Annotated in this window: 24 protein-coding genes and 1 pseudogene; 11 read left to right on the top strand and 14 right to left on the bottom strand. The window is 68.0% G+C overall.

Annotated elements, in window-relative coordinates; genetic code table 11:
• Window positions 1–7: 7 nt before the first annotated feature.
• Both AC099J_RS07190 and AC099J_RS07185 read right to left on the bottom strand, forming a co-directional pair.
• The gene (locus AC099J_RS07190; RefSeq protein WP_479614549.1) at window positions 8–1,411 is read right to left on the bottom strand and encodes an MFS transporter; all 1,404 of its coding nucleotides are present in this window, start codon (window positions 1,409–1,411) and stop codon (window positions 8–10) included.
• Window positions 1,412–1,422: 11 nt separating this feature from the next.
• Window positions 1,423–2,370, bottom strand: a complete 948-nt coding sequence (locus AC099J_RS07185; RefSeq protein WP_479614548.1) for a PPK2 family polyphosphate kinase — start codon at window positions 2,368–2,370, stop codon at window positions 1,423–1,425.
• A gap of 239 nt (window positions 2,371–2,609) precedes the next feature.
• Here AC099J_RS07185 and AC099J_RS07180 point away from each other — a divergent pair, with 239 nt between their 5' ends.
• The 8 genes and pseudogenes from AC099J_RS07180 to AC099J_RS07145 all read left to right on the top strand — a co-directional run bounded on the left by AC099J_RS07180 (window position 2,610) and on the right by AC099J_RS07145 (window position 9,625).
• Entirely contained in the window at window positions 2,610–3,506 is an 897-nt protein-coding gene (locus AC099J_RS07180) for a sulfurtransferase (RefSeq protein WP_479614547.1), read from the top strand.
• A 59-nt stretch (window positions 3,507–3,565) separates the two neighbouring features.
• Window positions 3,566–4,123 carry an OsmC family protein gene (locus AC099J_RS07175; protein WP_479614546.1) on the top strand — a complete coding sequence of 186 codons (558 nt, stop codon included), beginning with the start codon at window positions 3,566–3,568 and terminating at the stop codon, window positions 4,121–4,123.
• Between the two features lie 4 nt (window positions 4,124–4,127).
• Window positions 4,128–5,276: an acyl-CoA dehydrogenase family protein gene (locus AC099J_RS07170; protein ID WP_479614545.1), complete on the top strand. Its 1,149-nt coding sequence runs from the start codon at window positions 4,128–4,130 to the stop codon at window positions 5,274–5,276.
• Complete coding sequence (locus tag AC099J_RS07165) at window positions 5,273–6,730, top strand: FAD-dependent oxidoreductase (protein ID WP_479614544.1); 1,458 nt, start codon at window positions 5,273–5,275, stop codon at window positions 6,728–6,730. The genes AC099J_RS07170 and AC099J_RS07165 overlap by 4 nt, the downstream gene beginning before the upstream one ends.
• A gap of 264 nt (window positions 6,731–6,994) precedes the next feature.
• Window positions 6,995–7,975, top strand: coding sequence for an HDOD domain-containing protein (locus AC099J_RS07160; RefSeq protein WP_479614543.1), 981 nt, complete (start codon window positions 6,995–6,997; stop codon window positions 7,973–7,975).
• Between the two features lie 124 nt (window positions 7,976–8,099).
• Window positions 8,100–9,116: a sulfate ABC transporter substrate-binding protein gene (locus AC099J_RS07155; RefSeq protein WP_479614542.1), complete on the top strand. Its 1,017-nt coding sequence runs from the start codon at window positions 8,100–8,102 to the stop codon at window positions 9,114–9,116.
• A 130-nt stretch (window positions 9,117–9,246) separates the two neighbouring features.
• Window positions 9,247–9,300 (top strand): annotated as a pseudogene (locus AC099J_RS07150) (hypothetical protein); the annotation flags it as partial.
• A 34-nt stretch (window positions 9,301–9,334) separates the two neighbouring features.
• Window positions 9,335–9,625 carry a PIN domain-containing protein gene (locus AC099J_RS07145; RefSeq protein WP_479614993.1) on the top strand — a complete coding sequence of 97 codons (291 nt, stop codon included), beginning with the start codon at window positions 9,335–9,337 and terminating at the stop codon, window positions 9,623–9,625.
• 54 nt (window positions 9,626–9,679) lie between these two features.
• On the opposite strand, the gene AC099J_RS07140 is transcribed toward AC099J_RS07145, so the two are convergent.
• The 5 genes from AC099J_RS07140 to AC099J_RS07120 all read right to left on the bottom strand — a co-directional run bounded on the left by AC099J_RS07140 (window position 9,680) and on the right by AC099J_RS07120 (window position 14,659).
• Window positions 9,680–10,762 (bottom strand): sulfate/molybdate ABC transporter ATP-binding protein, encoded by a 1,083-nt coding sequence (locus AC099J_RS07140; protein WP_479614541.1) that lies wholly within the window; start codon window positions 10,760–10,762, stop codon window positions 9,680–9,682.
• Window positions 10,763–10,846: 84 nt separating this feature from the next.
• Window positions 10,847–11,749: a sulfate ABC transporter permease subunit CysW gene (gene cysW, locus AC099J_RS07135; RefSeq protein ID WP_479614540.1), complete on the bottom strand. Its 903-nt coding sequence runs from the start codon at window positions 11,747–11,749 to the stop codon at window positions 10,847–10,849.
• Window positions 11,746–12,621, bottom strand: coding sequence for a sulfate ABC transporter permease subunit CysT (gene cysT / locus AC099J_RS07130; RefSeq protein WP_479614539.1), 876 nt, complete (start codon window positions 12,619–12,621; stop codon window positions 11,746–11,748). Before cysT ends, cysW begins: the two co-directional genes overlap by 4 nt.
• A gap of 21 nt (window positions 12,622–12,642) precedes the next feature.
• Window positions 12,643–13,659: a sulfate ABC transporter substrate-binding protein gene (locus AC099J_RS07125; RefSeq protein ID WP_479614538.1), complete on the bottom strand. Its 1,017-nt coding sequence runs from the start codon at window positions 13,657–13,659 to the stop codon at window positions 12,643–12,645.
• Window positions 13,660–13,765: 106 nt separating this feature from the next.
• The gene (locus AC099J_RS07120; protein ID WP_479614537.1) at window positions 13,766–14,659 is read right to left on the bottom strand and encodes a LysR family transcriptional regulator; all 894 of its coding nucleotides are present in this window, start codon (window positions 14,657–14,659) and stop codon (window positions 13,766–13,768) included.
• 112 nt (window positions 14,660–14,771) lie between these two features.
• Here AC099J_RS07120 and AC099J_RS07115 point away from each other — a divergent pair, with 112 nt between their 5' ends.
• Both AC099J_RS07115 and AC099J_RS07110 read left to right on the top strand, forming a co-directional pair.
• Window positions 14,772–15,419 carry an FMN-dependent NADH-azoreductase gene (locus tag AC099J_RS07115; RefSeq protein ID WP_479614536.1) on the top strand — a complete coding sequence of 216 codons (648 nt, stop codon included), beginning with the start codon at window positions 14,772–14,774 and terminating at the stop codon, window positions 15,417–15,419.
• 121 nt (window positions 15,420–15,540) lie between these two features.
• Complete coding sequence (locus AC099J_RS07110; protein WP_479614535.1) at window positions 15,541–16,308, top strand: class II aldolase/adducin family protein; 768 nt, start codon at window positions 15,541–15,543, stop codon at window positions 16,306–16,308.
• A gap of 101 nt (window positions 16,309–16,409) precedes the next feature.
• On the opposite strand, the gene AC099J_RS07105 is transcribed toward AC099J_RS07110, so the two are convergent.
• Both AC099J_RS07105 and bla read right to left on the bottom strand, forming a co-directional pair.
• Window positions 16,410–16,742 (bottom strand): hypothetical protein, encoded by a 333-nt coding sequence (locus tag AC099J_RS07105; RefSeq protein ID WP_479614534.1) that lies wholly within the window; start codon window positions 16,740–16,742, stop codon window positions 16,410–16,412.
• A 258-nt stretch (window positions 16,743–17,000) separates the two neighbouring features.
• The gene (gene bla, locus AC099J_RS07100; protein WP_479614533.1) at window positions 17,001–17,909 is read right to left on the bottom strand and encodes a class A beta-lactamase; all 909 of its coding nucleotides are present in this window, start codon (window positions 17,907–17,909) and stop codon (window positions 17,001–17,003) included.
• Between the two features lie 125 nt (window positions 17,910–18,034).
• On the opposite strand from bla, the gene AC099J_RS07095 reads away from it, so the two are divergent.
• Entirely contained in the window at window positions 18,035–19,696 is a 1,662-nt protein-coding gene (locus tag AC099J_RS07095) for a hypothetical protein (RefSeq protein ID WP_479614532.1), read from the top strand.
• A 9-nt stretch (window positions 19,697–19,705) separates the two neighbouring features.
• Here AC099J_RS07095 and cynS read toward each other — a convergent pair whose 3' ends face one another.
• The 5 genes from cynS to AC099J_RS07070 all read right to left on the bottom strand — a co-directional run bounded on the left by cynS (window position 19,706) and on the right by AC099J_RS07070 (window position 24,125).
• Complete coding sequence (gene cynS, locus AC099J_RS07090; protein WP_479614531.1) at window positions 19,706–20,149, bottom strand: cyanase; 444 nt, start codon at window positions 20,147–20,149, stop codon at window positions 19,706–19,708.
• A 29-nt stretch (window positions 20,150–20,178) separates the two neighbouring features.
• On the bottom strand, window positions 20,179–21,042 hold the full coding sequence (locus AC099J_RS07085; RefSeq protein WP_479614530.1) for an ABC transporter ATP-binding protein: 864 nt from the start codon (window positions 21,040–21,042) through the stop codon (window positions 20,179–20,181).
• Entirely contained in the window at window positions 21,032–21,889 is an 858-nt protein-coding gene (ntrB, locus tag AC099J_RS07080) for a nitrate ABC transporter permease (protein WP_479614529.1), read from the bottom strand. The genes AC099J_RS07085 and ntrB overlap by 11 nt, the downstream gene beginning before the upstream one ends.
• A gap of 1 nt (window position 21,890) precedes the next feature.
• Complete coding sequence (locus AC099J_RS07075) at window positions 21,891–23,312, bottom strand: CmpA/NrtA family ABC transporter substrate-binding protein (RefSeq protein WP_479614528.1); 1,422 nt, start codon at window positions 23,310–23,312, stop codon at window positions 21,891–21,893.
• A gap of 165 nt (window positions 23,313–23,477) precedes the next feature.
• Window positions 23,478–24,125 (bottom strand): response regulator, encoded by a 648-nt coding sequence (locus AC099J_RS07070; protein ID WP_479614527.1) that lies wholly within the window; start codon window positions 24,123–24,125, stop codon window positions 23,478–23,480.
• Between the last annotated feature and the right edge of the window lie 47 nt (window positions 24,126–24,172).

The raw sequence follows: 24,172 nt of genomic DNA, 5'->3' as shown, positions 1-24,172 counted from the left end.
GCAGCGCTCACCCTTTGCCCCGCAGCTCCGCCCCCGCGTCCGCCCCCAGCCGCGTGAACCACAGCAGCGACAACAGCGTCACCAGCCCCACGCAGAGAAACGCCGGCGAGAAATCGCGTGCCGTCAGATGCGCCGCATCCCCACCATGCCACCGCGCCGTGGCGCTCACCAGCCCGGCGCCCAGCAGCACGCCCAGCGACAGCGACAACTGCTGCGCCATGCTGTTGAGCGTGGTGGCGTGGCTCATGCGCGGCCGGGGAATCTCGCTGAAGCCCAGCGTCTGCAGCGCCACCATGCCCATCGAGTTGACCAGCCCGCCCAGCATCAGCGTGGCAAAGATCAGCGGGTGCGGCGTGGCGGGCGTGAACAGGCTGTAGCTGGCGTAGCACAGGCCGGTCGCCACGGTGGTGCCCGTCAGCAGCTGACGAAAACCGAAGTTGCGGATCACGCGTGTCATGACCACGCGCGTGGCGAGCGAGCCGATGGCCGTGGCCACCGTGAGCAGGCCCGATTCCAGCGCGGACAGGCCAAACCCCAGCTGCAGCATCAGCGGCAGCAGAAACGGCGAAGCGCCGATCGCAATGCGCAGCGGCGTGCCGCCGACGATGGAGGCGCGGTAGGTACGGTGCCGCAGGATGGAGAGGTCGATCAGCGGGTACGCCACACGCCGGCTGCGCCACACGTACAGCGCCAGCGATGCCGCGCCGATGGCGGCCGCCGCCCAGCCGATGCCATCGGCCACCAGGGCCTTGCCGGCCGTCTCGACCGCACCCAGCAGCGACGTGAGGCCCAGCGCCATCAGCGCGAAGCCGATGGCGTCGAACGGGCGCGGCTCGCGCGGCTCGGTCTCGGGCGCGATGAACACCAGCGCCAACGCAATCGCCAGCAGGCCGAACGGCACGTTGATCAAGAAGATCCAGCGCCACGAGGTGAAGCTGACGATGGCCCCGCCGACCACCGGCCCCAGCATGCGGCCGATGGTGGGCGGCACGGTGAACCAGACCATGGCGCTGACCATCAGCGCAGCCGGCACGCTGCGCAACAGAATCAACCGGCCCACCGGCACCATCATCGCGCCGCCCAGGCCCTGCAGGATGCGAAAGGCCACCAGCTCATGCAGCGAATCTGCCAGCCCGCACAGCGCCGAGCCGGCCGCGAAGAAGGCGATCGCCCAGCAGAACACACGGCGCGCGCCGAAGCGCTCGGCGCACCAGCCCGACAGCGGCAGGAACACGGCCAGGCTCAGCAGGTAGGCGGTGATGGCCAGGTTCAGCCGCAGCGGCTCGACCTGCATGGCGCGGGCGATGCTGGGCAGCGCCGTGGCCATGATGGAGGTGTCCAGGTTCTGCAGGAACAGCGGGCAGGCGACGACCACCGGCACCAGCCGCGCGCGCCAGCGTGTCCAGTCCACCGGTGCGCGCCTCAGTCGATCTTGCGGCCCACCAGCGCCGGGTCGCCAGTCGGGTAGGCGAGCTTCAACCCTTGCAGTTTCTGCTGCAGCAGCGTGGCGATCATCAGGTTGCGGTGGGTCTTGGAATTGGCCGGCACGATGGTCCACGGCGCCCAGGGCGTGCCGGTGGCGGCGATCGCGTCCTGGTAGGCGCGCTGGTAGTCGTCCCACTGGGCGCGCACGGTCAGGTCTTCGGGCTGGAATTTCCAGCGCTTGGCCGGGTCGTCCAGCCGCGACTGCAGGCGCTCGCGCTGCTCGTCCTTGCCGATGTGCAGCATGAACTTGCAGACGATGGTGCCGGTATCCACCAGCATGCGCTCGAAGTCGTTGATGTGGGCGTAGCGCTGGCGCTGCTGCTCGGGTGTGATCCAGCCGTGCACCACAGGCACCAGCACGTCTTCGTAGTGGCTGCGGTTGAAGACCACGATGTCGCCGGTGCGCGGCACCTGGCGGTGGATGCGCCACAGCACGTCGTGCGCCTTCTCCTCGTCGTTCGGCGCCTTCCAGCCGACGGTGCGCACGCCCAGCGGGCTCATGCGGCCGAACACGCCGCGCAGCGTGCCGTCCTTGCCGCTGGTGTCGATGCCCTGCAGCACCACCAGCAACTTGAAGCGCTTGTCGGCATAGAAGAGGTTTTGCAGCGTGTCCAGTTCAATGGCAAGCGCCTCGACGGCGGCCTTGTCGCTCACCTTGTCGCCACTGGAGTACGGCTTGGCAGATGGATCAATGTCCGCCAACTTGAACTTGGCTTTGGGGTCGGCATGCTGCAGGGCGGACAGCTGGCGGTCGGTCAGCACGCTGGTGCCGTTGGCCGGCTTGGGCGGCTTGGCGCCCTTGGCTGACTTGGCTGACTTGGCTGGTTTGGGTGGGTTCTCGGCCGCAGGCGTCTGGGGCACGGTGGGCGGTGGGGTGGTCTTCATGCAGCCACGATACCGCAAGCTCCCGATGCAGACACGACGTCGACATTGTGTCGACACAGTGGCGGGGCGCAGCCGATCGGCCTCGCCGCGCCGCCCTTCAGATGCTCTCGACTTGATAGCGACGAGTCCAGCCCTGAAAGGCTTCTCCAGAGATCTCTAGCGCACGCATGCGGCATGGCACGGCGGTTGCAAATGGCTCTGCAGGCACATTGCCTTCCACCCCTTTGCGAGAGGACACCATGAGCACCGCCACCGACGCTTCCGTTCTGATCACGCCCGCCCAACTGCTCGCCCTGCAGCAGGCCGGCCCCGTGGTCATCATCGACACGCGCGACGCCGACGCCTATGCGGCCGGCCACATCGAGGGCGCGGTCAACCTGCGCGAGGTCTTCACCTTCCTCGCCACGTCGACCCCCGAGGGCCTGCAGGAGCTGAAGGACAGCTTCACCGCCAGCCTCGGCGCGGCCGGCCTTTCAGGCCAGGAGACGGCCGTGTTCTACGAGGACGCGATGAACAGCGGCTACGGCCAGTCCTGCCGCGGCTACTACCTGCTGACCTGGCTGGGCTACCCCGGCGTGAAGGTGCTGAATGGCGGCTTTTCGACGTGGAAGGCGGCCGGCCTGCCTGTCTCCACCACGCCGACGGTGGCCGTCCCCGCCACCTTCCCCAGCGACCTGCCGATGGCCGACGTGATGCTGACCAAGGAAGACGTGGCCGCCGCGCTGCACACCGACACGGTGCTGCTCGACGTGCGCGATGTGGACGAGTGGATCGGCGACAGCTCCAGCCCCTACGGCCGCGACTTCGCGCCGCGCAAGGGCCGGCTGCCCGGTGCCCGATGGGTCGAGTGGTACCGCTTCATGAAGCCCTCGGCGCAAGGCCCGGTGTTCAAGTCGCCCGACGAGGTGAAGGCCGAATGCGCGAGCGTGGGCGTGAGCCCCGACGACACGATCTACCTGTATTGCTTCAAGGGCGCGCGTGCGTCCAACACTTTCCTGGCACTGAAGCAGGCCGGCTTTGCCGACGTGCGCATGTACTTCGGCTCGTGGAACGAGTGGTCGCGCATCGACAGCTTGCCGATCGAGAGCGGCCTGCCGTTCGCCACAGCCAAACCCAAGCTGGCGCTGGCCGCCTGACCCCTGCATTCACCCGCTATCTCACCCGCTACCTCACCGCTCACAAGGACCGATTCCCCATGACCACCGCCACCCTGGACCCCGTGCAGACCGTCAAGACTTATTTGCGCCCGATCGACGCCGAGGGCCTGGCCGCCTTTGCCGACAAGGGCCGCCACAACCCCGCTTCGCGCGGCACCAACAAGGTCCACACGGTGATGGAGGGGCAGTACCGCTCGCTCAGCACCGTCGGCCACCACGCGCCGGTGGTGGTGGACGAGCCGCTGCACCTCTTCGGGCAGGACACGGCGCCGGCACCCGGCGAGATCGTGCTGTCGGGCCTGGGCGGCTGCCTGGCAGTCGGCATCACGGCGGTGGCCACCTGGAAGCAGGTGAAGCTCACCAGGCTGGAGATCTTTCTCGAAGGCGACATCGGCAACCCAGCCGCCTGGGGCGCCGGTGGCGCGCTGCAGAAGACGGCGCCGGAGATGGGCTTTCAGGCCATCCGCGTGAAGGTGCTGGTCGAGGGCGATGCGCCACGCGAAGTGCTGGACGAGATCGTGCAGCACGCCAACTTCTATTCGCCGGTGGCCAATTCCATGCGCAACCCGATCCCGTTCGAGATCGCACTGGCCTGATGCGATGAACCGCGCCGACCTGCCCCCCGGCATCGCCCGCGAGGCGCTGCCCCCCGATGCGCTGCTGGCAGCCGTGCGGGCCATCGCGCACGGCCCGCTGGCTGCGCAGGCCGACGCCATCGACCGGCAAGGCCACTACCCCGAGGCCGTGCTGCGCCAGCTCGGCGCCATCGGCGCGATGAGCGCCCACCTGCAGGCGCCGCACGGCAGCGGCGACTACGGCCTGGCGATCCAGGCCATGGCCGAGGTCTCGCGCGTCTGCGGCGCCACCGGCTTCATGGTGTGGTGCCAGGCGGTGTGCGGCCTGTACCTGGAGCAGTCGGGCAACCCGGCGCTGGTGGGCGATGTGCTGCAGCGCCACGCCAGCGGCACGGGCCTGGGCGGCACCGCCATGTCGAATCCGATGAAGAGCTACGCGCTGATCGAACCGATGGCGCTGAAGGCCACGCCGGTGGCGGGCGGGTTCGTGGTGAACGGCTCACTGCCGTGGGTCAGCAACCTGGGGCCGGGCCACTACTGCGGTGCCCTTGCGCAGGTGGTCGAATCGGATGGCAGCAGCGCTCGCGACGTGATGTTCCTGCTGCGCTGCGACGCGCCGGGCGTCGAGCTGCGCGACTGCCCCAGCTTCTCGGCCATGGAGGGCACGGGCACCTGGGGGCTGCGGCTGAAGGACTGCTTCATCAGCGCCGACGAAGTGATTGCCGACCCGGCCAAGCCCTGGGTCGTCGGCATCCGCGCGGCCTTTGTGATGCTCCAGTGCGGCATGGCCATCGGCGTGGTGCAGGGCGCCATCGATTCCATGCGCGCGGTCGAGCCGCAGCTGGGCCACGTGAACCAGTACCTGGATGAGCGGCCCTGCGATCTGCAAGCCGAGCTGGACGAACTGACGGCGCGCGTGATGGCGCTGGCGCGCACGCCGTTCGATGGCTCCAAAGAGTTCTTCATCGATGTGGCCGACGCCCGCGCGCACGGCGCCGAGTTGAGCCTGCGCGCTGCGCAATCTGCCCTGCTGCACCAGGGTGCGCGTGGCTACCTGTTGAGCTCCGAGGTGCAGCGCCGCGTGCGCGAATCGCATTTCGTGGCCATCGTCACGCCGGCCATCAAGCACCTGCGCAGCGAGATCGCGCGGCTGTCGGCCGAGGAGATGCCGTGAGCGCCGCCCGGCCGCCCGAAGGCGCTCAGCACCGCAGCACGCAGAGCGAAGGTATTCCAGAGAGTGGCGCGTCGGCCAGAACGGCGCAAGCGCACGCTGCAGCCGCAGTACCAGCCGAAAGCGAGTCCACTTCGACGCCCCTCAGCCCACACAGCGCCGTGGCCCAGGCGGTGCAGGCGCTGGCCCCATGGCGCCAGTACATCTGCCACGCCTGCGGCTATGTGTACGACGAGGCCACGGGCGACCCGGACAGCGGGCTGGTGGCCGGCACGCGTTTCGATGACATTCCCGACGATTGGTCGTGCCCGCTGTGCGGCGTGACGAAGTCAGATTTCTCACCGTACATAGCGCCGCAGGCCCAGATAGCCGACACGGTGAACGCCGCCGGCACGGGGGCGACAGTTCCCACGTCGGCCACGCGCGCAGCACCAGCCCGCCGTGCCGCACCCGGGGTGCTGATCGTCGGTGCCGGCCGCGCCGGCTGGGCCCTGGCCGAGCAGCTGCGCGCGGCCGATGCACGTCTGCCGATCACCCTCGTCACGGCCTGCGCCGGCGACCGCTATGACAAGCCCATGCTCTCGGTCGCCATGGCGCGCGGCATCGCGCCCGATGCGCTGGTGAAGGAGCGCGGGCCTGACGCCGCGCAGCGCCTGCGCGTGCGGCTGCTGGCCCACACGCAGGCCGTGCGCATCTGCACCGGCACGCGCACGCTGCGCAGCACGCGCGGACCGCTGCGTTACGACACCCTCGTGCTGGCCCACGGCGCGCAGGCCGCTCTGCCGCCGGCCCTGCCCGCGGCGCTGTGCTGGCGCATCAACCACTTGAGCGCCTACCAACGGTTGCGCGCCGCCCTGGGCGATGCGCACGCCACCGGCCCGCGTGAAGTGTTGATCGCCGGCGCCGGCTTGGTCGGCAGCGAACTGGCGAACGACCTGGCCCTGGGCGGTCACCGCATCACGCTGCTCGATCTGCAGGCCACGCCACTGGCCCGGTGGGACGCCGCGCTCGCCGGCACACCGCTGCTGCAGGCCTGGCGCGACCTGCCGATCCGCTTCGTCGGAGGCGTGTCGGTGCGCGGGGTCGAGGCCGTGGGCACGCGCCTGCGCGTCAGCACCGCCTGCGGCCAGCGCTTCGCCGCCGACCATGTGGTGGCCGCCGCCGGCCTGGCCACGCCGGGGCGGCTGGCCCACAGCGCCGGCCTGGCGTGGGATGGCGGCATCGCCGTGGACCCGATCACCCTGCGCACCAGCGATGCACGCATCCACGCACTGGGCGACTGCATCAGCATCGGCGGGCAGGCCAGCCGCTACATCGAGCCCATCGCGCGGCAGGTGCGCACCGTGGCGGCGCACATCCTGGGCCGTGCACCGGTGCCGTACGACGTCCGCACCGCGACCGTGCGCGTCAAAACCGGCTCACTGCCCCTCACGCTGCCAGCCTTGCACGTCGCATAGCCCAGCGTTGCTATCAGCGCGACACGCCCACCCGTTGCGCTCGACGCTTCACGCCTCGTTGTGTACATTCGTTAGCGCCTGCCGTGACCCGCCAGGGTCACACCTTGAGGCATGCGACAAGAAAGAAAACACAAAATGCTTGAAGTGGTCCTCACCGTGGTGGTGGTGTTGGGAGCAATAGGTCTGTGGTGGATGCGCCGGCCACAGGCACCGGCGCCGCGAGCGCGGGTCAGAGCGCTCGCCGACTTTTCCGACACGCAACCCGTGTACACCAACGTTCCGGAACGTACACAGCCCAACCTCGTTGTAGCGTCCGGCGCGTCTGTGCCGGTCGACGCCCGCCTTGAACGGCCCGAGACGCTGCCGACGCCCGTGCGCGAGGCCTTGCTGTGCGAGTTGCGCACCATCCCGCGCCCGCCGCGCGCCCTGCGCCAGCTGCTGTCGCCCGAGTTCATCGCCCGCGCCTCATCACAAGAGTTGGGCGAGCTGGTCATGAGCGAGCCAGTGGTAGCCGCCCGTGTCATGGCCGCCGTCAACTCGCCGCTGTACGGCCTGCGCAAGGCCGTCACCAGCGTCGGCCAGGCCACCACGTTCCTGGGGTTGTACACGGTGCGCAACCTGTGCGTGCAGTACATGTTGAGCGAGACCATCTCGGCCAAGGACCCGGCCCTGCGCCGCGAGTTCGACACGCTGTGGAAGGCCAGCGCCATCGCCAGCGAACTGTGTCTGCACCTGGGCAAACAGCTGCGGCTGCCCGATGCTGCCGGCATGGCCACGCAGCTGGTGCTCTCGTTCGTGGGCCGCCTGGCCGCTGCCGCGCTGCTGCAGCGGCGCCAGGCCGAGCGCGCGGTCACTGCCCTGCCCGACGGCCTGGGCCTGGCCCAACGCGCACTGGCCGAGCAAGAGCGGCTGGGCCTGTCCTCCGGCGAGCTGGGCGGCCTGCTGATGCAGGAATGGGGCCTGCCCGAGGCGACGATCGCCGACACCCGGGGCATCGGCCAGATCAGCTTCGTGCCGGCGCCCGCTGCAGACGCGATGCACGCCACGCGCATGGCCGTGTGCGCCATCAGCGCCGTGCTGGGCGAACGCATTGCACGTGGGGAGCTGGTGGACCTGGCGACGTACCGCGCTTCGCAAGACCCCTCCGACGATCTGCGGGTGCTGCGCCTGCACCTCTCCTCGACCGCTGTCATGCATCTGGAAGAAGCGCTGCACGCACCGGAGATGGCCAGGGTCGTGGCCTGACGTCGCGTCGCCTCGCCACGCCTTAGACCCGCGAGGCATAAGCAGAAGCGAAATCAATCGTTCCTGTTTGAAGGAGCGGCTTTCAGAATCGGCGCTTTCCGATTTCGACCGAAAGCTGACCCCCATGCGCACCCGCCGCCACGTTCTCACCCGTCTCGCCACCGCCGCGCTGGCACTCACCACTGGCACCGCTGCCTTCGCCCAGACGCCACCGCCCGTCACGCTGCTCAACGTCTCCTACGACCCCACGCGCGAGCTGTACGTGGAATTCAACAAGGCATTCATCACGCACTGGAAGGCCAAGACCGGCCAGGACGTGACGATCCGCCAGTCGCACGGCGGCTCGGGCAAGCAGGCGCGCTCGATCATCGACGGGCTGGAGGCCGACGTGGCCACGCTGGCATTGGCCGGTGACCTCGACGCGCTGCACAAGAACGGCGGCTGGGTGCCTGCTGACTGGCAGAAGCGGCTGCCGCAGAACGCGGCGCCCTACACCTCCACCGTCGTGCTGGTGGTGCGCGCCGGCAACCCCAAGGGCATCAAGGACTGGGACGACCTCGTCAAGCCCGGCGTGAAGGTGATCACCCCCAACCCCAAGACCTCCGGCGGCGCGCGTTGGAACTACCTGGCCGCCTGGGAGTTCGCCAAGCGCAAGTACGGCAGCGATGCGAAGGCCAAGGAGTTCGTGGCCAAGCTGTACGCCAACGTGCCTGTGCTGGACACCGGCGCGCGCGGCTCGTCGATCAGCTTTGCGCAGCGCAACCAAGGCGACGTGTTCATCTCCTGGGAGAACGAGGCCTATCTGCTCGAGAAGGAATTCGGCAGCAAGGTCGACTTCGTCTACCCCTCGCTCAGCATCCTGGCCGAGCCGCCGGTGACGCTGGTCGACAGGAACGTCGACCGCAAGGGCACGCGCGCCGTGGCCGAGGAATACCTGAAGTACCTCTACAGCGAAGAGGCGCAGGACATCATCGGCAAGAACTTCTACCGCCCGATTTCCGCCAAGGCGCAGGCCAAGTACGCTAAGCAACTGCCCAAGCTGAACCTGTTCACGATCGACCAGGCGTTCGGCGGCTGGACCAAGGCCGACAAGGAGCACTTTGCGGACGGGGGCAGCTTCGACCAGATTTATCAGAAGTGATGTTCATGTGATCCGGCTTGGGCCGGACCGGACAAAGGGGCTGATGGCCCCTTTTGACCTGGAGGCAACCGACCCGTGCTTGCGCGTTTGCGCGTTGGTATTACGGTACTCAAAATCGTAAGGAAATTCCATGCCTGAAACCACATTGACGAGCAAGGGCCAAGTCACCGTCCCGCGGGAAATCCGCGAACGGTTGGGGCTGACTTCAGGCGACAAGCTTGCTGATCGTCTTGTGTGTACTGCTGGAAACCGAATGGGTATTGCGCAGCCGCTACAAGCTCGACAAACCGTCGATCGCGGCCGCATTCGCGCAACTGCTGGAGACGCGCGGCATGGCGTTCGAGCACGAACCCACGGTGGAAGAAGCGCTGTATGTGTGGGCCCAACACGCAGCAGCAGATTTCGCCGACTGCCTGATGCTGGCACGTGCTGCCCAGCTGGGCAGGACCCGGTTCATGACATTCGATGCGGGCGCAGCCAAGCTGCCGAAGGCCGAACTGCTCGCCTGAGCGCAGCGCCGGGCCGCCCCAAGCGAACGCGCTCCGACGGTACCCGAGTGCGCCTCACACCCCCGCCCCATGGTCCACGAACACCTTGGCGCGGCGCGGCGTGACGACCAGCGTCTCGCCTTCGCGGTAGCCGCGCTCCTTGTATTCGGCCGAGGTCATCTGCGCCTCGATGATCTGGTCGCCGCCCTTCCCCTGCTCAGGCGTCAGCTCCAGCCGGGCGATCGGCCCGACCACGATGGCGCGTGACAGCTTGGCCACGATGCCGGTGGCACCGGGCGCATAACGCTCCACCTCCAGGTCGTGCGGGCGCACATAGGCGAAGGCCTTGGCGTCGTCGGCTGCGTGGTGCTCGGGCGCGTCGATCTTCATGCCCTCGACCAGCAGCTCGCCCTGGTGGGCGCGCCCGTGGAACAGGTTCACATCACCCAAAAAGCCATAGACGAACGGGCTGGCCGGGTGGTCCCACACCTGCTGCGGCGAGCCGATCTGCTCGACCTGGCCCTTGTTCATGACGACGACGCGGTCGGCCACTTCGAGCGCTTCTTCCTGGTCGTGCGTCACGAAGATGCTGGTCACGTGCAGGTCGTCGTGCAGGCGGCGCAGCCAGCGGCGCAGCTCCTTGCGCACCTTGGCGTCCAGCGCGCCGAAGGGCTCGTCGAGCAACAGCACCTTGGGCTCCACCGCCAGTGCGCGCGCCAGGGCGATGCGCTGGCGCTGGCCACCGGAGAGCTGCGAAGGAAAACGATCGGCCAGCCAGTCGAGCTGCACCAGGCCCAGCAGGTCATGCACCTTCTGCTTGATCTGCGCGTCGCTGGGCCGCACACCGCGCGGCTTCATGCGCAGGCCGAAGGCGACGTTGTCGAACACCGTCATGTGGCGAAACAGCGCGTAGTGCTGGAACACGAAGCCGACCTGGCGCTCGCGCACGTGCACGTCGGTCGTGTCTTCACCGGCGAACAGGATGTTGCCGGCGTCGGCCGTCTCCAGCCCCGCGATGATGCGCAGCAGCGTGGTCTTGCCGCAGCCCGATGGGCCCAGCAGCGCGACCAGTTCACCGGACTCGATGTCCAGGCTGACGTCGTTCAGCGCGCGGAATTCGCCGAAGTGCTTGCTGACGTTGCGGATTTCGATGCTCATTTAGATACCTTCGCCTACGGCTTCGGAGCGAGCACCTCGGGGGCGGCCCGGCGGTGCTCATGGATCAACCTTGGGAAATGGGGCTCAGGCGGCGGCGCCGGCGGCAGAAGGGGGCCGCTCGGGCGGGCCGTCGGCGGAGGCGCGCATCTCGCGCTCGTGTCGCCACTCGACGATGCTCTTGATGACCAGCGTCACCAGCGCCAGCAAGGCCAGCAGCGAGGCGACGGCGAACGCCGCCACGCTCTGGTACTCGTTGTAGAGAATTTCCACGTGCAGCGGCATGGTGTTGGTCTGGCCGCGGATATGGCCCGACACCACCGACACCGCGCCGAACTCGCCCATGGCCCGCGCATTGCACAGGATCACGCCGTAGATCAAGCCCCACTTGATGTTGGGCAGCGTCACGTGCCAGAAGGTCTGCCAGCCGCTTGCGCCCAGCACGATGGCGGCCTGCTCTTCGTCGCTGCCCTGGGCCTGCATCAGCGGGATCAGTTCGCGCGCGATGAACGGAAATGTCACGAACACCGTGGCCAACACGATGCCGGGCACGGCAAACACGATCTTGATGTCGTGCTCGGCCAGCCACGGCCCCATCCAGCCATGCGCGCCGAACAGCAGCACGTACACCAGGCCGGCCACCACGGGCGAGACCGAGAACGGCAGATCGACCAGCGTCGTCAAGAAGGCCTTGCCGCGGAACTCGTACTTGGCGATGCACCAGGCCGCCGCCACGCCGAACACCAGGTTCAGCGGCACGGCAATCGCCGCGACGATCAGCGTCAGGCGGATCGCGGACCAGGCGTCGGGTTCTCTCAAAGCTTCGATGTACGCGTCCAGCCCCTTGCGCAGCGCCTCGGTGAACACCGCCGCCAGCGGCAGCACCAGGAACAGCCCCAGGAACACCAGCGCGATGCCCAGCAGCGTGCGCCGCACCCAGGGTGACTCGGTGGTGCTGATGCGTCTGGTTGTCAGGTTGCTGGAGTTCATGCGCCGGACCTCTTGCGTTGCCAACCCTGCAGCGCGTTGATGACCAGCAGCAGCACGAACGAAATCACCAGCATGACAACGGCCACCGCCGTGGCGCCGGCGTAGTCGTACTGCTCCAGCTTGCCGATGATGATCAGTGGCGTGATCTCCGAGACCATCGGCATGTTGCCGGCGATGAAGATGACCGAGCCGTACTCACCCACCGCGCGCGCAAAGGCCATGGCAAAGCCCGTCAGCAGCGCCGGCGCGATGGCCGGAAACAGCACATGGCGAAACGTCTGCCAGCGCGTGGCGCCCAGGCACATCGCCGCCTCTTCGAGTTCTTTCTCGGTGTCTTCCAGCACCGGCTGCACCGTGCGCACCACGAACGGCAGGCCGATGAAGATCAGCGCGATGACGATGCCGTTGCGATTGAACGCCAGCTGGATGCCCAGCGGCTCCAGGTACTGGCCGATCCAGCCGTTGCCGGCCAAGAGCGCCGTGAGCGCGATGCCGGCCACAGCGGTCGGCAGCGCGAACGGCAGGTCGACCAGCGCGTCGACGATCTTCTTGCCGGGAAAGCTGTAGCGCACCAGCACCCAGGCCACCAGCAGGCCGAACACCACGTTGACCAGCGCTGCGATCAGCGAGGCGCCGAAGGTCAGCTTGTAGGACGCCACCACGCGGGGCGAACTGATGGCGACCCAGAACTGGTCCCAGCTCATCGTGAAGGTCTTGAACACCAGCGCCGAGAGCGGGATCAGCACGATCAGGCTCAGGTACAGCACGGTGTACCCGAGGGTCAGGTTGAACCCGGGCAGCACACGTTTGCTTCCACGGGCGCGCGCCGGTGCCATCGCCGGCACCGGGGAAGCCAGGCTTGCCGCAGTCATGTCGAGGGGGCTACTGCCGGCTCAGCGAACGGTGTAGAGCTTGTCGAACTGGCCGCCGTCGTTGAAGTGCACCTTCTGCGCTTCGGCCAGCGAGCCGAAATACTCTTCGACGCGGAACATGCGCACGGGCTTGAACACGTCGGCGTGCTTCTTCAACACGGCGGCCGAGGTCGGGCGGATGGCGTGCTTGGCGGCGATCTCCTGCGCCTCGTCGGTGTACAGAAAGTCCAGGTAAGCCTTGGCCACCTCTTGCGTGCCCTTCTTGGCAACCGTGCGCTCGACGATGGCGACCGGGTTCTCGGCCACGATGCTGACCGAGGGATGCACCGCGTGGACCTTGCCCTTGCCGAATTCGTTGTCGACGGAGACCACTTCGGATTCGAAGGTCACCACCACATCACCCGTGTTGCGCTGCAGGAAGATGGTGGTCGCGTCGCGCCCGCCCTTGGCCAGCACCGGCACGTTCTTGTAGAGCTTGGCGACGAACTCGGCCGCCTGCGCGTCCGTGCCGCCCTTGCTGCGCACATAACCCCAGGCCGCCAGGTAGGCCATGCGGCCATTGCCGCCGGTCTTGGGGTTGACGACGATCACCTGCACGCCGGGCTTGATGAGGTCGTCCCAATCCTTGATGCCCTTGGGGTTGCCGTTGCGCACCAGGAACAACATGGTCGAGGTGGTGGGCGCAGCGTTGTTCGGGAAGCGCTTGTTCCAGTCCTTGGCGACGGCGCCGGTGGAGGCGAGGAAGTCGACATCCGTGGTGGTGTTGAAGGTGACCACATCGGCGGCCAGGCCGTCGTTCACGGCGCGCGCCTGGGCGCTGGAGCCGCCATGCGCCTGGTCGATCTTCAGATCCTTGCCGGTGGCCTTCTTGTAGACCGGCACGAAGGCGGCATTGATGTCCTTGTAGAACTCGCGCGCCACGTCGTAGGAGGCGTTGAGCAGCTGAGTCTGGGCCGAAGCGGCGCCAGCGGCGACCAGCAAGGCAGTGGCAAGCAGGGTGCGGGCCGTGCGGCCAGCGGAGAAGCGCAAAGAAGTCATGTCAGGTCCCAGAACAGAGCCGCGCATTGTCCTGATCTTGCTGCTATGCACAAACGATTGTTTTCTTGTTTGCTTTCAATCAAAAAGTTATAAGGCATCACCAAGCTCAGTAGACCTGCGCTTGCCCCAGGTGGTCCAGAAACGCCCGTACTGCCGGCACCAGGCCGCGACGTGACGCAAACACGGCGTGCACGATGCCGGTGGGCGGGCACCAGTCAGGCAGCAGCGGCAGCAAGCGGCCGGAGTCGACCGCCTCGCGGCACATGTAGTCGGGCAATAAACCCACGCCCACGCCTTGCAGCGCGGCGCGCAGCAGCGTCTCCATGTCGTCGGCCACGTAGCGCGGTTGGCGCTGCCACACGAACTCGGCACCACCCGGGCCATACAGCGTGACCGGCGCGCGGCCGTCGATGGCCGACATGGCCACACTGTCCAGCCGCTGCAGATCGGCCGGCTGGCTTGGCACGCCCTGGCGCGCCAGCTGCGCCGGGCTGGCCACCAGCAGCGTGTGCGCCACACCCAGCCGCTTGACGACCAGGCTGGCGCTGTCCTGCAGCGTGGGGCGCACACGCAGCGCCACGTCCACCCCGTCTTCCACAGGGTCGACCACGCGGTTGTTGACTTCCATCTCGATGCGCACCTGCGGGTAGTCCAGCAAGAAGCGCGGCACGATGTCACCCACCACCGACTGCGCCAGCGTCACGGGACACGTCACGCGCACGGTGCCGCGCGGCGCCGCCGAGATGCGCTGCACCGCCTCGCCGGCGGCGATCGCCTCGCTGCGCATGGCCAGGCAGTGGCGCAGGTAGAGCGAGCCGACCTCCGTCAGCGACAGCTTGCGCGTGGTGCGCTGCAGCAGCCGCACGCCCAGGCGCTCTTCCAGCGCGGCCACGCGGCGTGACAGGCGCGATTTGGGCAGGCCGAGCACGCGCCCGGCCTCGGCAAAGCTGCCGCGCTCGGCCACCTCGGCGAAATACAGCATGTCGTTGAGGTCTTGCATGGCGGCATTGTCCTGCTGGTGAAACGATGCATTGCGATTTAGCCGACTTATCGCACAAAGGAAGCACTGGGACAATCAATCCATTCACCCATCACGACCTCGAAAGCCCGCCATGCAACTGCTCCACATCGACTCCAGCATCCTCGGCGATGCCTCCGTCACCCGCCAACTCACAGCCAGCGCGGTGCAAGCCTGGCGCGCGGCCCACCCGAACACCCAGGTGCAGCATCTGGACCTGGCAGCCGACGCACCGGCCCACTTCGGCGCCGACGCCATGGGCTTTCGCCTGGGGCTGACGGACGCTTCGCTGACCGACGCACAAAAGCGCGAGAACGCCGTGACCGAGGCCTATCTGGCCCAGTTCCTGGCGGCCGACGTGGTCGTGATCGGCGCCCCGCTGTACAACTTCACCGTGCCGACCCAGCTCAAGGCCTGGATCGACCGCCTGGCCCAGCCCGGCCGCACCTTCCGCTACACCGCGGCCGGCCCCGAAGGCCTGGCCAAGGGCAAGACCGTGATCGCGGTGCTGGGCCGTGGCGGCGTTTACTCCACCAGCGAGCAAGGCCGTGCACTGGAGCATCAAGAGAGCTACCTGCAGACGGTGCTCGGCTTCATCGGCATCACCGACCTGCGCTTCGTGCGGGCCGAGGGCATCGCCATGGGTCCGGAGGCCCGCGCCAAGGCCCTGCAACAGGGCGAGGCGGACATCGCCGCCGCACTGCTGCTGCCGGCGCCGCAAGCACAGGCCGTCGCCGCCTGACACTGCTTTCCCAGGGCTTGCCCAGAGGGCCGGGGGTACCGAGGCCGCGTGTCCAATGCCGGACACGCGGCCTTCTCATGTGCGCCTACAGTGGGGGGACAACAACCCCTGGAGACCCGCCATGAACGCCCCCCACCCGACCGACGTCCGCAGCCTCGTCAGCGACGAGGAATGGCAGCTGCGCGTGGATCTCGCCGCCTGCTACCGCCTCGTCGCGCTGCATGGCTGGAGCGACCTGATCTTCACGCACATCACCGCCCGCGTGCCGGGGCCTGAGCACCACTTCCTGATCAACCCTTATGGGCTGATGTTCGACGAGATCACCGCCTCCAGCCTGGTCAAGGTGGACCAGGCCTGCAACAAGATCATCGACTCGCCCTACCCGGTCAACCCCGCCGGCTTCGTGATCCACAGCGCCATCCATGCCGTGCGCGACGACGTGGTGTGCGTGCTGCACACCCACACGCGCGCGGGCATCGCCGTCAGCGCGCAGCAGGGTGGCGTGCTGCCGATCAGCCAGCAGTCGACTTTCGTGCTGGCCTCGCTGGCCTACCACGGCTACGAGGGGGTGGCGATCCGCGACGACGAGAAGGCGCGTCTGCAGGCCGACATGGGCAGCGCCACGTACCTGATGCTGCGCAACCATGGCCTGCTGACCGTGGGCAAGACGATTGCGGACGCGTTCTTGTCGATGTACACGTTCGAGAACACCTGCCAGATCCAGATCGCCGCGCAGGCGGGCGGCGGGCCGCTGGTGCAGGTGGACCCGCGCATCCTGGAGGGCGTGGGCCACGCGATGAAGGTGCAGACGGGTGGCATCGGCGGGCAGTTCGTGTGGCCGTCGCTGCTGCGCAAGCTGGACCGGGTGGACACGGGCTACCGCACCTGACCGGCGGGACGCTGCCGCCTGGCATGCGCCTCGGCGGTATCGGCCGATGCCCCGCTGCGGCGGGTCCGCATGGTCTGCGGACCGCCTGCGGAAACGACGGCTTACTTGGTTGGGCCGACTTCGCCCGGAGGGGCGTTCTTCAGGGCAGCGGCGCCCTCGACTTTCCGTACTGCGCGCGCAGCGCTCTTTTCTTCGGCCGACACCCTCTTAGCCGTCACGGGCTTGTCGGCCGCACCTACCTCACCGGGGGGCTGCTCCTTCAGAGCCGCAGCACCTTCGACCTTGCGCTCTGCGCGCGCTGCCGCCTTTTCCTCGGCCGGCACCTTCTTGGCCGCAGGCGGGGGCTTGACCCCGCCAACTTCGCCCTGCGCGAATGCGCCAACGGCGAACAGTTGGGCGGCTACAACGCCAAGCGAGAGAACTAGTTTTTTCATACTGCTGTCTTTCAAAACTCTAGGTGAATAGATATAGGTTCTTCCGCTCCAAACCGCTTTGGGGCAGAAGTTTTGACGATACCCGAACTCTTACAGCGCAGCTGCAACATTTGTGTTAGGGAACGTTGCTCTGGTACCTGACCTTCGTCAAGTTTCGCCGTCGCGGCATGACACTGCGCCCCGAGGGCGCCGCACCTGCACAGGTGCAAGCCGGCCCCACCGGCGTGCTTGGGCGCAGCGGGGCCGTGCGCTACGCAGTCACGCCGCCGTAGCCCATTGCACAGCGATGCGCGCGGCAGCGGCAATCGGCGCGTCGAGCGCCGGCGCACTGGCTGCAAGGCGCGTCGTGAAGACCGTCAGCACCAACGGCGCGCGGGCGGGAGGCCAGACCACGGCCACGTCGATGGCGGAGCCGTATGCGCCAGCGCCGCTGGTGCCGGTCTTGTTGCCCACCGCCCAGCCGGCCGGCATGCCGGCCCGGATGCGCGTGGCCCCCGTCGTGGTGCCACGCATCCAGGTGGCCAGCTGCGCGCGCCCGGCTGCATCCAGCGCTTCGCCCAGCACCAGTCGGCGCAAGCTCTCTGCCATGGCCTGCGGAGTGGTCGTGTCGCGCAGGTCGCCCGGCAACGACGTGTTCAGCGTCGGCTCATCCCGGTCGGGCCGGAACTGTGCGTCGCCAATCCCGCGCATGTAGGCCGTCAACCCGGCCGGGCCGCCGACGCGCTGCAGCAGCAGATTGGCAGCGGCGTTGTCGCTGGTCTGAATGGTGGCCTCGCACAGTGCAGCCACGGTCATGCCCTGCTCCACATGGCGTTCGGTGACCGGCGAATGCGCCAGCAGATCGGCACGGGTGTAGCGCACGCGTTGTTGCAGCAACGCGGGATCGGACCGGCTGCGCTCCAGCACGGCGGCAGCCAGCACCGCCTTGAAGCTGCTGCACATCGGAAAGCGCTCGTCTGCACGCTGGCCGAGCTGCGTGCCGCTGGCCGTGTCGATGACACAGACGCCGATGCGGCCCGCGAAGCCGTGTTCCAGGGCCGCGAGTTGCGCTTCGGCCTGCGCTTGCGGCAGGGTGCCTGCGGGCGCCGCACCAGCGGCGCGGACGAACGGGGCACAGGCCGCAGCCCACAGCAGCGCGCGCCGCGCATGAGAGAAAGTGGCGTACATGAAAGGTCTCTTGAACGAAGGGTGAAAAGGGAAAGTCCGTCGCGACGCTGCCCATCCTAGACACCGTCTTGTGCAGCCCCAAGCTTGCGCGGGCGACATTGGCGCACAGGTGTAACCTCTGTCACGTGTCAAACCCTAGCGTCACGATTGAACTGTGCTCCCCGCAGACGGTGGACGGCCGCACCGCCGCCTACCAGTCTTTATGGCTGCTGGTGCGCTTGCTGCATGCGCATGCGCAAGGCCAGCCGCTGCGGCTGGAAGCATTGCGCGGCCAGGTTTCGGCCGCCCGCACCGTGCGCATGCTGGTGAGCCGAGCGTTCCGCGATTTCCGCGCCTGGGGCGTGCAGGTCGGCTGGGGCGAAGACCGTACGCGCGACCCTCGATTCCTGAACGCCGAGCGGCGCAGCCAGGGGCCGTTCTGGCTGCCGCAGGCCGAGGCCCGGCGGCTGCGCCTGGTCGTTGGGGGACGGCCCGCCACGCAGACGGAACACGCCGCGTTCCTGGGCCTCGATCCGGCACCACCGGCCCAGGCTGCGGGGTCGATGCGCATGGCCCGCAACGCCGCGGCGACTGCGCCACCCGATGCCGTGCACCTGCAAGACGCCGGCTTCTGGCAGCAGCTGGTCGTGGCGCAGCAGGCCATGCGCCAGGGGCGCTGGAGCGCATCGCTCACGGCCGACGCAGCGGCCGGCCAGCCCAACGCGCTCGAAGCCATGCGCCGTGCCGCGCAACTGGCCGGCAGCGATTTCCAGCGCGCCCTGGTCACCTTGAACGAAGCGCTGCTGTGGCGCCGCATCGGCGACGACGCGCAGGCGCGCAAACGTGTGCAGGCTCTGGCGCGGCAACGCCTGGCCCGGCACGTGGCCGGCCACGACTATCTGGGCGCGATGGCCGGCATCGTGACTGCGTGGTGTCACTACACGGCGCGCGACCTGCCCGAGGCGCGTGCGCAGTTGCAGCGGATCGCGGCCGACGCCGGCCAGGGCGCCTTGCTGCGCCACCATCCGCAGGTGCGCTTTGAGTGGAGCAACCTGTGGGCATTGGCCTGCCGCTCACAGGCGCTGGGGTACGCAGAACAGGCACCGGTGGAGGCCACGGCCCAGGCGCAGGAGTCGCTTCAGCACTTCGGCCGTGCGCTGGCCGCCGCGTTCGAATCACATTCCTTCGACGCGGCGCAGCACGTGGCCGCCAACATGGGCATGGCGGTCTGGCTGTTCGAGCGGGTCGGGCTGGACGTGGCGGGCGGTGCCGACCCGATTCCGCGCGCCGTGCAGTGGATCGCGTTCAGCGAATGGCTCTGCAGCCTGTCCGACGTGCAGGGCCGCTCGGCCTGGAATGCGATCTACTTGATGCGCATCGCGCGCGGTGGTTGCCAGCCGCCACCGCGCGCCACGCTGGCGCAGTTCCGCGCATTGGCACCGCTGACGCTGGCCGACATCGCCGGCCTGGCGGGCCCGTTGAACGCCAGCTTCACCGACGCCGGCTGGGCGACCGACTGGGTGCAGGTGACTTCCACGCGGCTGGCCGAGCACCGCGGCGGCCAGCGCCGCTACCCCGGGCTGCAGTACGCCAGCCTGCTGCTGGAGCAAGCCTGGTACGCCGCACACAGCGGCGATCTGCGCACCGCTGCTGGCGCACTGGCAGCGCTGCGCGAGGCCCTGCCGGGCCTGGTGAGCAGTGACCGCGCCTACTTTCGTGACGTCTGGAACGACGGGCTGCCGGTGGATCTGCTCGCGCTGGAGCCAGCGCCCCGGCGCAGCACCCGGCCTCCCACACCGCCCCCCTGAGGCTGGTCCTCAGTACATCTTGTAGGGCAGGAACTTGCCCGACAGCACCACGTTCACGCGGTCGCCCTTTGGGTCCGGCTGGCGCACGATGTCCATCGAGAAGTCGATCGCGCTCATGATGCCGTCGCCGAATTCCTCGTGGATCAGCTCCTTGATCGTGGTGCCGTACACGTTGACCAGCTCGTACCAGCGGTAGATCAGCGGGTCCGTCGGCACGGCCGTGGGCAGCGAGCCCTTGTACGGCACGACCTGCAGCCACTTCTGCTCGTCCGCGCTCAGGCCGAAGATCTTGCCGACGATCTTGGCCTGCTCGGGCGTGGCCGTCATCTGGCCCAGGCACAAGGCGGTCGTCCACTCCTTGGACTGGCCGACCTTCTTGGCCACGTCGGCCCACTGGATGCTCTTGGCGACCTTGGTCGAGATGATCTTTTCGGTGACTTCGAGACGGTTCATGTTGGCTCCGTTGTTGAGATAAAAAGTGGTCAGTGCGCCACGGCGCGGCTGACCAGAAAGTCGACGATGTGGTTGCGCACCTCGTAGTAGCCATCCAGGTGGTGCAGCCCTACACGCGTGCGTTCGCGCGCCAGCGGGTTGACCACCACCTCGGCGATGCCGCCGGGCTTGTAGCTGCTGGGCGTGTCCGCGCCGTTGCCCATCAGGAGGATGCGGTCGGCCAGCAGGATGGCCTCGTCCACGTCGTGCGTGATCATGAAGACGGTCTGCTGCGTCTGCCGCACGATGGCCAGCAGTTCGTCCTGGATCGTGCCGCGCGTCAATGCGTCCAGCGCGCCGAAGGGCTCGTCCAGCAGCAGCATCTTGGGCTGGATGGAGAACGCCCGCGCAATGCCCACGCGCTGCTTCATGCCGCCCGAGAGCTGGCTCGGCTTCTTGTCGATGGCCGGCAGCAGGCCGACCAGCGCGACGAACTTCTGCACATGCGCATCCACCGCGTCGCGCTTCCAATCCGGCCAGCGCGACTTCACCGCGAACGCGATGTTCTGGCGCACCGTCAGCCACGGCATCAGCGCGTGGCCCTGGAACACCACGCCGCGCTCCAGGCTGGGCCCTGCGAGCTCGCGCCCGTCCATGAACACATGGCCGGCGCTGGCCGTGTCCAGCCCCGCCAGCACATTGAGGATGGTGGTCTTGCCGCAGCCGCTGTGGCCGATGATGCAGACGAACTCGCCACGCGCCAGCTGGAACGACACATCGGCGAACACCGGCCGCGCCGGCACGTAGGCCTTGGCCAGCCCCTCGATCTTCAGGAAAGCATCCACGGGCTGCGCCTTTCGTTGCGTGGCGCGGAGCGCGGGCGTGCCGACAGACACGGGCACGTCACTCCACATAAGTCACCGCCTTCTGCAGCCGGCCGAACGCCAGGTCCAGCAGCATGCCGACGATGCCGATCAACAAGATCGCGAAGATCACGTTGGTCAGCGAGAGGTTGTTCCACTCGTTCCAGACGAAGTAGCCGATCCCGGTGCCGCCCACCAGCATTTCGGCCGCCACGATGACCAGCCAGGCGATGCCCATGCTGATGCGCATGCCCGTGAGGATGGTGGGCGCGGCCGCCGGCAGGATCACCTGGAACGCCTTGCGCAGTGGCGCCACCTCCAGCGTGCTGGCCACGTTCAACCAGTCGCGCCGCACCGAGGCCACGCCAAACGCCGTGTTCACCAGCATCGGCCACACCGAGCAGATGAAGATGACGAAGATGCCGCTGATGGCCGAATCCTTGATGGTGTAGAGCGCCAGCGGCATCCAGGCCAGCGGGCTGATCGGCTTCAAGACCTGGATGAACGGGTCGAGCGCGCGGTAGATCAGCGGCGACATGCCGATCACGAATCCGAGTGGAATGGCGACCAGGCAAGCGAGGCCAAAGCCCAGCGCCACACGCCCCAGCGAATGCCCGAGCTGGATGGCGATGCCCTTGTCGTTCGGCCCGTTGTCGTAGAACGGGTTGGCCAGGTGGCCCCACACCGTGGCGCCCATCTGCGCCAGCGTGGGAAAGCCGCCGCTCTTGGACGCGCCCGGGTCCTGGCCCATCATCTTGGCGTACTCGATCTGCTCGGCCGTCATGCCGGCCGACGGGCCACCGATGCTGGGCCCGGTGGTGGCCAGGTGCCAGATGCCAAGCAGCACGCAGAGGATCAGCGCGGACAGCAGGCCCGCGCGCACGGTGAGCGAGTTCACGTCAAGCCTTGCTGATCGCGAAACTCTTCGCATAGGCCGCTGCCTTGTCCGCGTCGAACTCCTTGCCCATGATCTTGAACTTGGGGTAGGCGCCCTCGGGCACTGGCTGGTCCAGAGCGGCCATCTGCTTCTTGGCGTCGGTGAGCAGGAACACGCGTTCGGCGATCTGCTTGTAGTTGACGTCACCTTTCAGGTAGCCCCAGCGCTGCATCTGCGTCAGCATCCACACCGCCATGCTCTGCCATGGCATGGGGTCGAAGTCGGCGCGGTCGGGCACCGTCTGCACCTTGCCCAGGCCGTCGGCGAACTTGCCGGTCAGCACCTGCTGCAGCACGGCCTCGGGCTGGTTCAGGTACTGCGCGGGGGCGATCACCTTGGCGATCAGTTCGCGGTTCTTTGCGTCGCGCGCCATGGCGGCAGCCGTCAACACAGCGCGGTACAGCGCGATGAAGCTGTTCGGATTTTTCTGGATGAACTCGGTGCTGGTGCCGAAGGCACAGCAGGGGTGGCCGTTCCACAGGTCGCGCGTCAGCACGTGGATGAAGCCGGCCTCCTCGTACACGGCCCGCTGGTTGAACGGGTCCGGCCCGAGGAAGCCGTCGATGTTGCCGGCGCGCAGGTTGGCCACCATCTCGGCCGGCGGCACCACGCGCAGCTGCACGTCGGTGTCCGGGTTCAGGCCCGCTTCCGCCAGGTAGTAGCGCAGCAGGAAGTTGTGCATGCTGAACTCGAACGGGATCGCGAACTTGAAGCCCTTCCAGTTCTTCGGGTCGCGGTTGTTCTTGTGCTTCATCGCCAGCGTGATGGCCTGGCCGTTCACGTTCTGGATGGTGGCCACGTTCATCGGCATGGCGTTGCTGCCCAGGCCCAGCGAGATGGCCAGCGGCATCGGCGAGAGGAAGTGCGTCGCGTCGTACTCGCGGTTCATCATCTTGTCGCGGATCAGCGCCCATCCTGCTGTCTTGGTCACCTCCACATTCAGCCCCTGCTTCTGGTAGAAGCCGAGCGGGTGGGCCATGATCAGCGGCGTGGCGCAGGTAATCGGGATGAAGCCGATCTTCAAGTCCTTCTTCTCCAGCGCGCCCTTGTCCTGCGCCATGGCCTGCAGGCTGGCAATCGGCAGCACGCTGCCGATGGCGGCCATGGCCGTGCCCTTGCCCACAGCGCGGATGAAGCGGCGGCGCACCGCGTCCTGCGGGAACAGCGCCTTGATCAGCGCGGCCTCGACGAACGCGCGCGATTCGCGCTCCACATCGGGCGCGCGGCTGCGTTCGCGCAGCTCGCGTGCGGCACTGGTGGCGCTGGCCTGCACGGCGGCCTCAGCCGCTTCGGCCGCGTGCTCGGCGGCGCTGTGGTCGCGGCCGCAGCCGCAAGACAGGCGCAGCGGGCGGTCGGCATCGTAGGGGTCGGAGTCAAACGGCATGGCGCACCTTTCGAACGAAGATGCACAGCGCATTGCAAGCTCTTTGCCAATCTGCGCCGCCAGGCGGTCCGGGAGCCGCCACGTCGCCAGATCGCAGACGCCGGCACCATGCCGTGTAGTGCCAGCCCTACACGCGTGTCAGCGGCGGCGCCGTCGAACGCTGCCTCAGCCGCCGCGACCCTGGTTCTGCGCGTACAGCGCCAGCTCCACGTCGTTGCGCGTGCCGGTCTTTTCCAGGATGCGCGCCCGGTAGGTGCTCACGGTGTTGGCCGCCAGGCCCAGCTGTGCACCAATCTCGCTCACGCTGTGCCCGGCGCTGAGCAGGCGGTAGACCTGGTGCTCGCGGTGCGACAGCGCATCGGTGCCGGCGCGCGCGCTGCGGCTGCCCACAGCGGCTGCCAGCGCCTCGGCCGTGGCCGCGCTCACGTAGATGCCGCCGCCGGCCACCTTGCGCACGGCGGCCAGCATCGCGTCCGGGTCGGCGCTCTTGTTCAGATAGCCTGCCGCGCCCAGGCGGATGCAGCGCACGGCGTACTGGTTCTCGGGGTAGGTGCTGAGCATCAGCACCGGCAGCGCGGGGAACTCGGCGCGCAGCGCCTGCAGCACGCCCAGGCCGTCGCCATCGGGCATGGCGATGTCCAGCAGCACCACGTCGAGCCCGTCGCGCCCGCCGGCCGCGCGCACGGCGGCGAGCACCGCAGCGCCGCTGGCGGCCTCGGCCGCGACCATCATCTCCGGCGCATCGGCCAGCACCTGCTTCAAGCCCTCGCGCACGATGCGGTGGTCGTCGCCGATCAGCAGGCGGATGGTCATGGCAGGCGCACCGCGTTGCGCGCCGCACGCGCGTGCCTGGGGCGGCT

The sequence above is a fragment of the Rhodoferax sp. RT4P68 genome (genome assembly GCF_056521305.1).
Note: the sequence above shows the minus strand (reverse complement) of the source record. Positions and strands in the feature narration are given on the sequence as shown.

Coding starts and splice junctions, on each gene's coding strand:
- bla (WP_479614533.1), bottom strand. CDS start 17,909: ATGTACGCCACTTTCTCTCATGCGCGGCGCGCGCTGCTGTGGGCTGCG.
- AC099J_RS07120 (WP_479614537.1), bottom strand. CDS start 14,659: ATGCAAGACCTCAACGACATGCTGTATTTCGCCGAGGTGGCCGAGCGC.
- AC099J_RS07110 (WP_479614535.1), top strand. CDS start 15,541: ATGAACGCCCCCCACCCGACCGACGTCCGCAGCCTCGTCAGCGACGAG.
- AC099J_RS07170 (WP_479614545.1), top strand. CDS start 4,128: ATGAACCGCGCCGACCTGCCCCCCGGCATCGCCCGCGAGGCGCTGCCC.
- AC099J_RS07175 (WP_479614546.1), top strand. CDS start 3,566: ATGACCACCGCCACCCTGGACCCCGTGCAGACCGTCAAGACTTATTTG.
- AC099J_RS07155 (WP_479614542.1), top strand. CDS start 8,100: ATGCGCACCCGCCGCCACGTTCTCACCCGTCTCGCCACCGCCGCGCTG.
- AC099J_RS07105 (WP_479614534.1), bottom strand. CDS start 16,742: ATGAAAAAACTAGTTCTCTCGCTTGGCGTTGTAGCCGCCCAACTGTTC.
- AC099J_RS07180 (WP_479614547.1), top strand. CDS start 2,610: ATGAGCACCGCCACCGACGCTTCCGTTCTGATCACGCCCGCCCAACTG.
- AC099J_RS07075 (WP_479614528.1), bottom strand. CDS start 23,312: ATGCCGTTTGACTCCGACCCCTACGATGCCGACCGCCCGCTGCGCCTG.
- AC099J_RS07085 (WP_479614530.1), bottom strand. CDS start 21,042: ATGTGGAGTGACGTGCCCGTGTCTGTCGGCACGCCCGCGCTCCGCGCC.
- AC099J_RS07185 (WP_479614548.1), bottom strand. CDS start 2,370: ATGAAGACCACCCCACCGCCCACCGTGCCCCAGACGCCTGCGGCCGAG.
- AC099J_RS07140 (WP_479614541.1), bottom strand. CDS start 10,762: ATGAGCATCGAAATCCGCAACGTCAGCAAGCACTTCGGCGAATTCCGC.
- AC099J_RS07070 (WP_479614527.1), bottom strand. CDS start 24,125: ATGACCATCCGCCTGCTGATCGGCGACGACCACCGCATCGTGCGCGAG.
- cynS (WP_479614531.1), bottom strand. CDS start 20,149: ATGAACCGTCTCGAAGTCACCGAAAAGATCATCTCGACCAAGGTCGCC.
- AC099J_RS07115 (WP_479614536.1), top strand. CDS start 14,772: ATGCAACTGCTCCACATCGACTCCAGCATCCTCGGCGATGCCTCCGTC.
- AC099J_RS07125 (WP_479614538.1), bottom strand. CDS start 13,659: ATGACTTCTTTGCGCTTCTCCGCTGGCCGCACGGCCCGCACCCTGCTT.
- cysT (WP_479614539.1), bottom strand. CDS start 12,621: ATGACTGCGGCAAGCCTGGCTTCCCCGGTGCCGGCGATGGCACCGGCG.
- cysW (WP_479614540.1), bottom strand. CDS start 11,749: ATGAACTCCAGCAACCTGACAACCAGACGCATCAGCACCACCGAGTCA.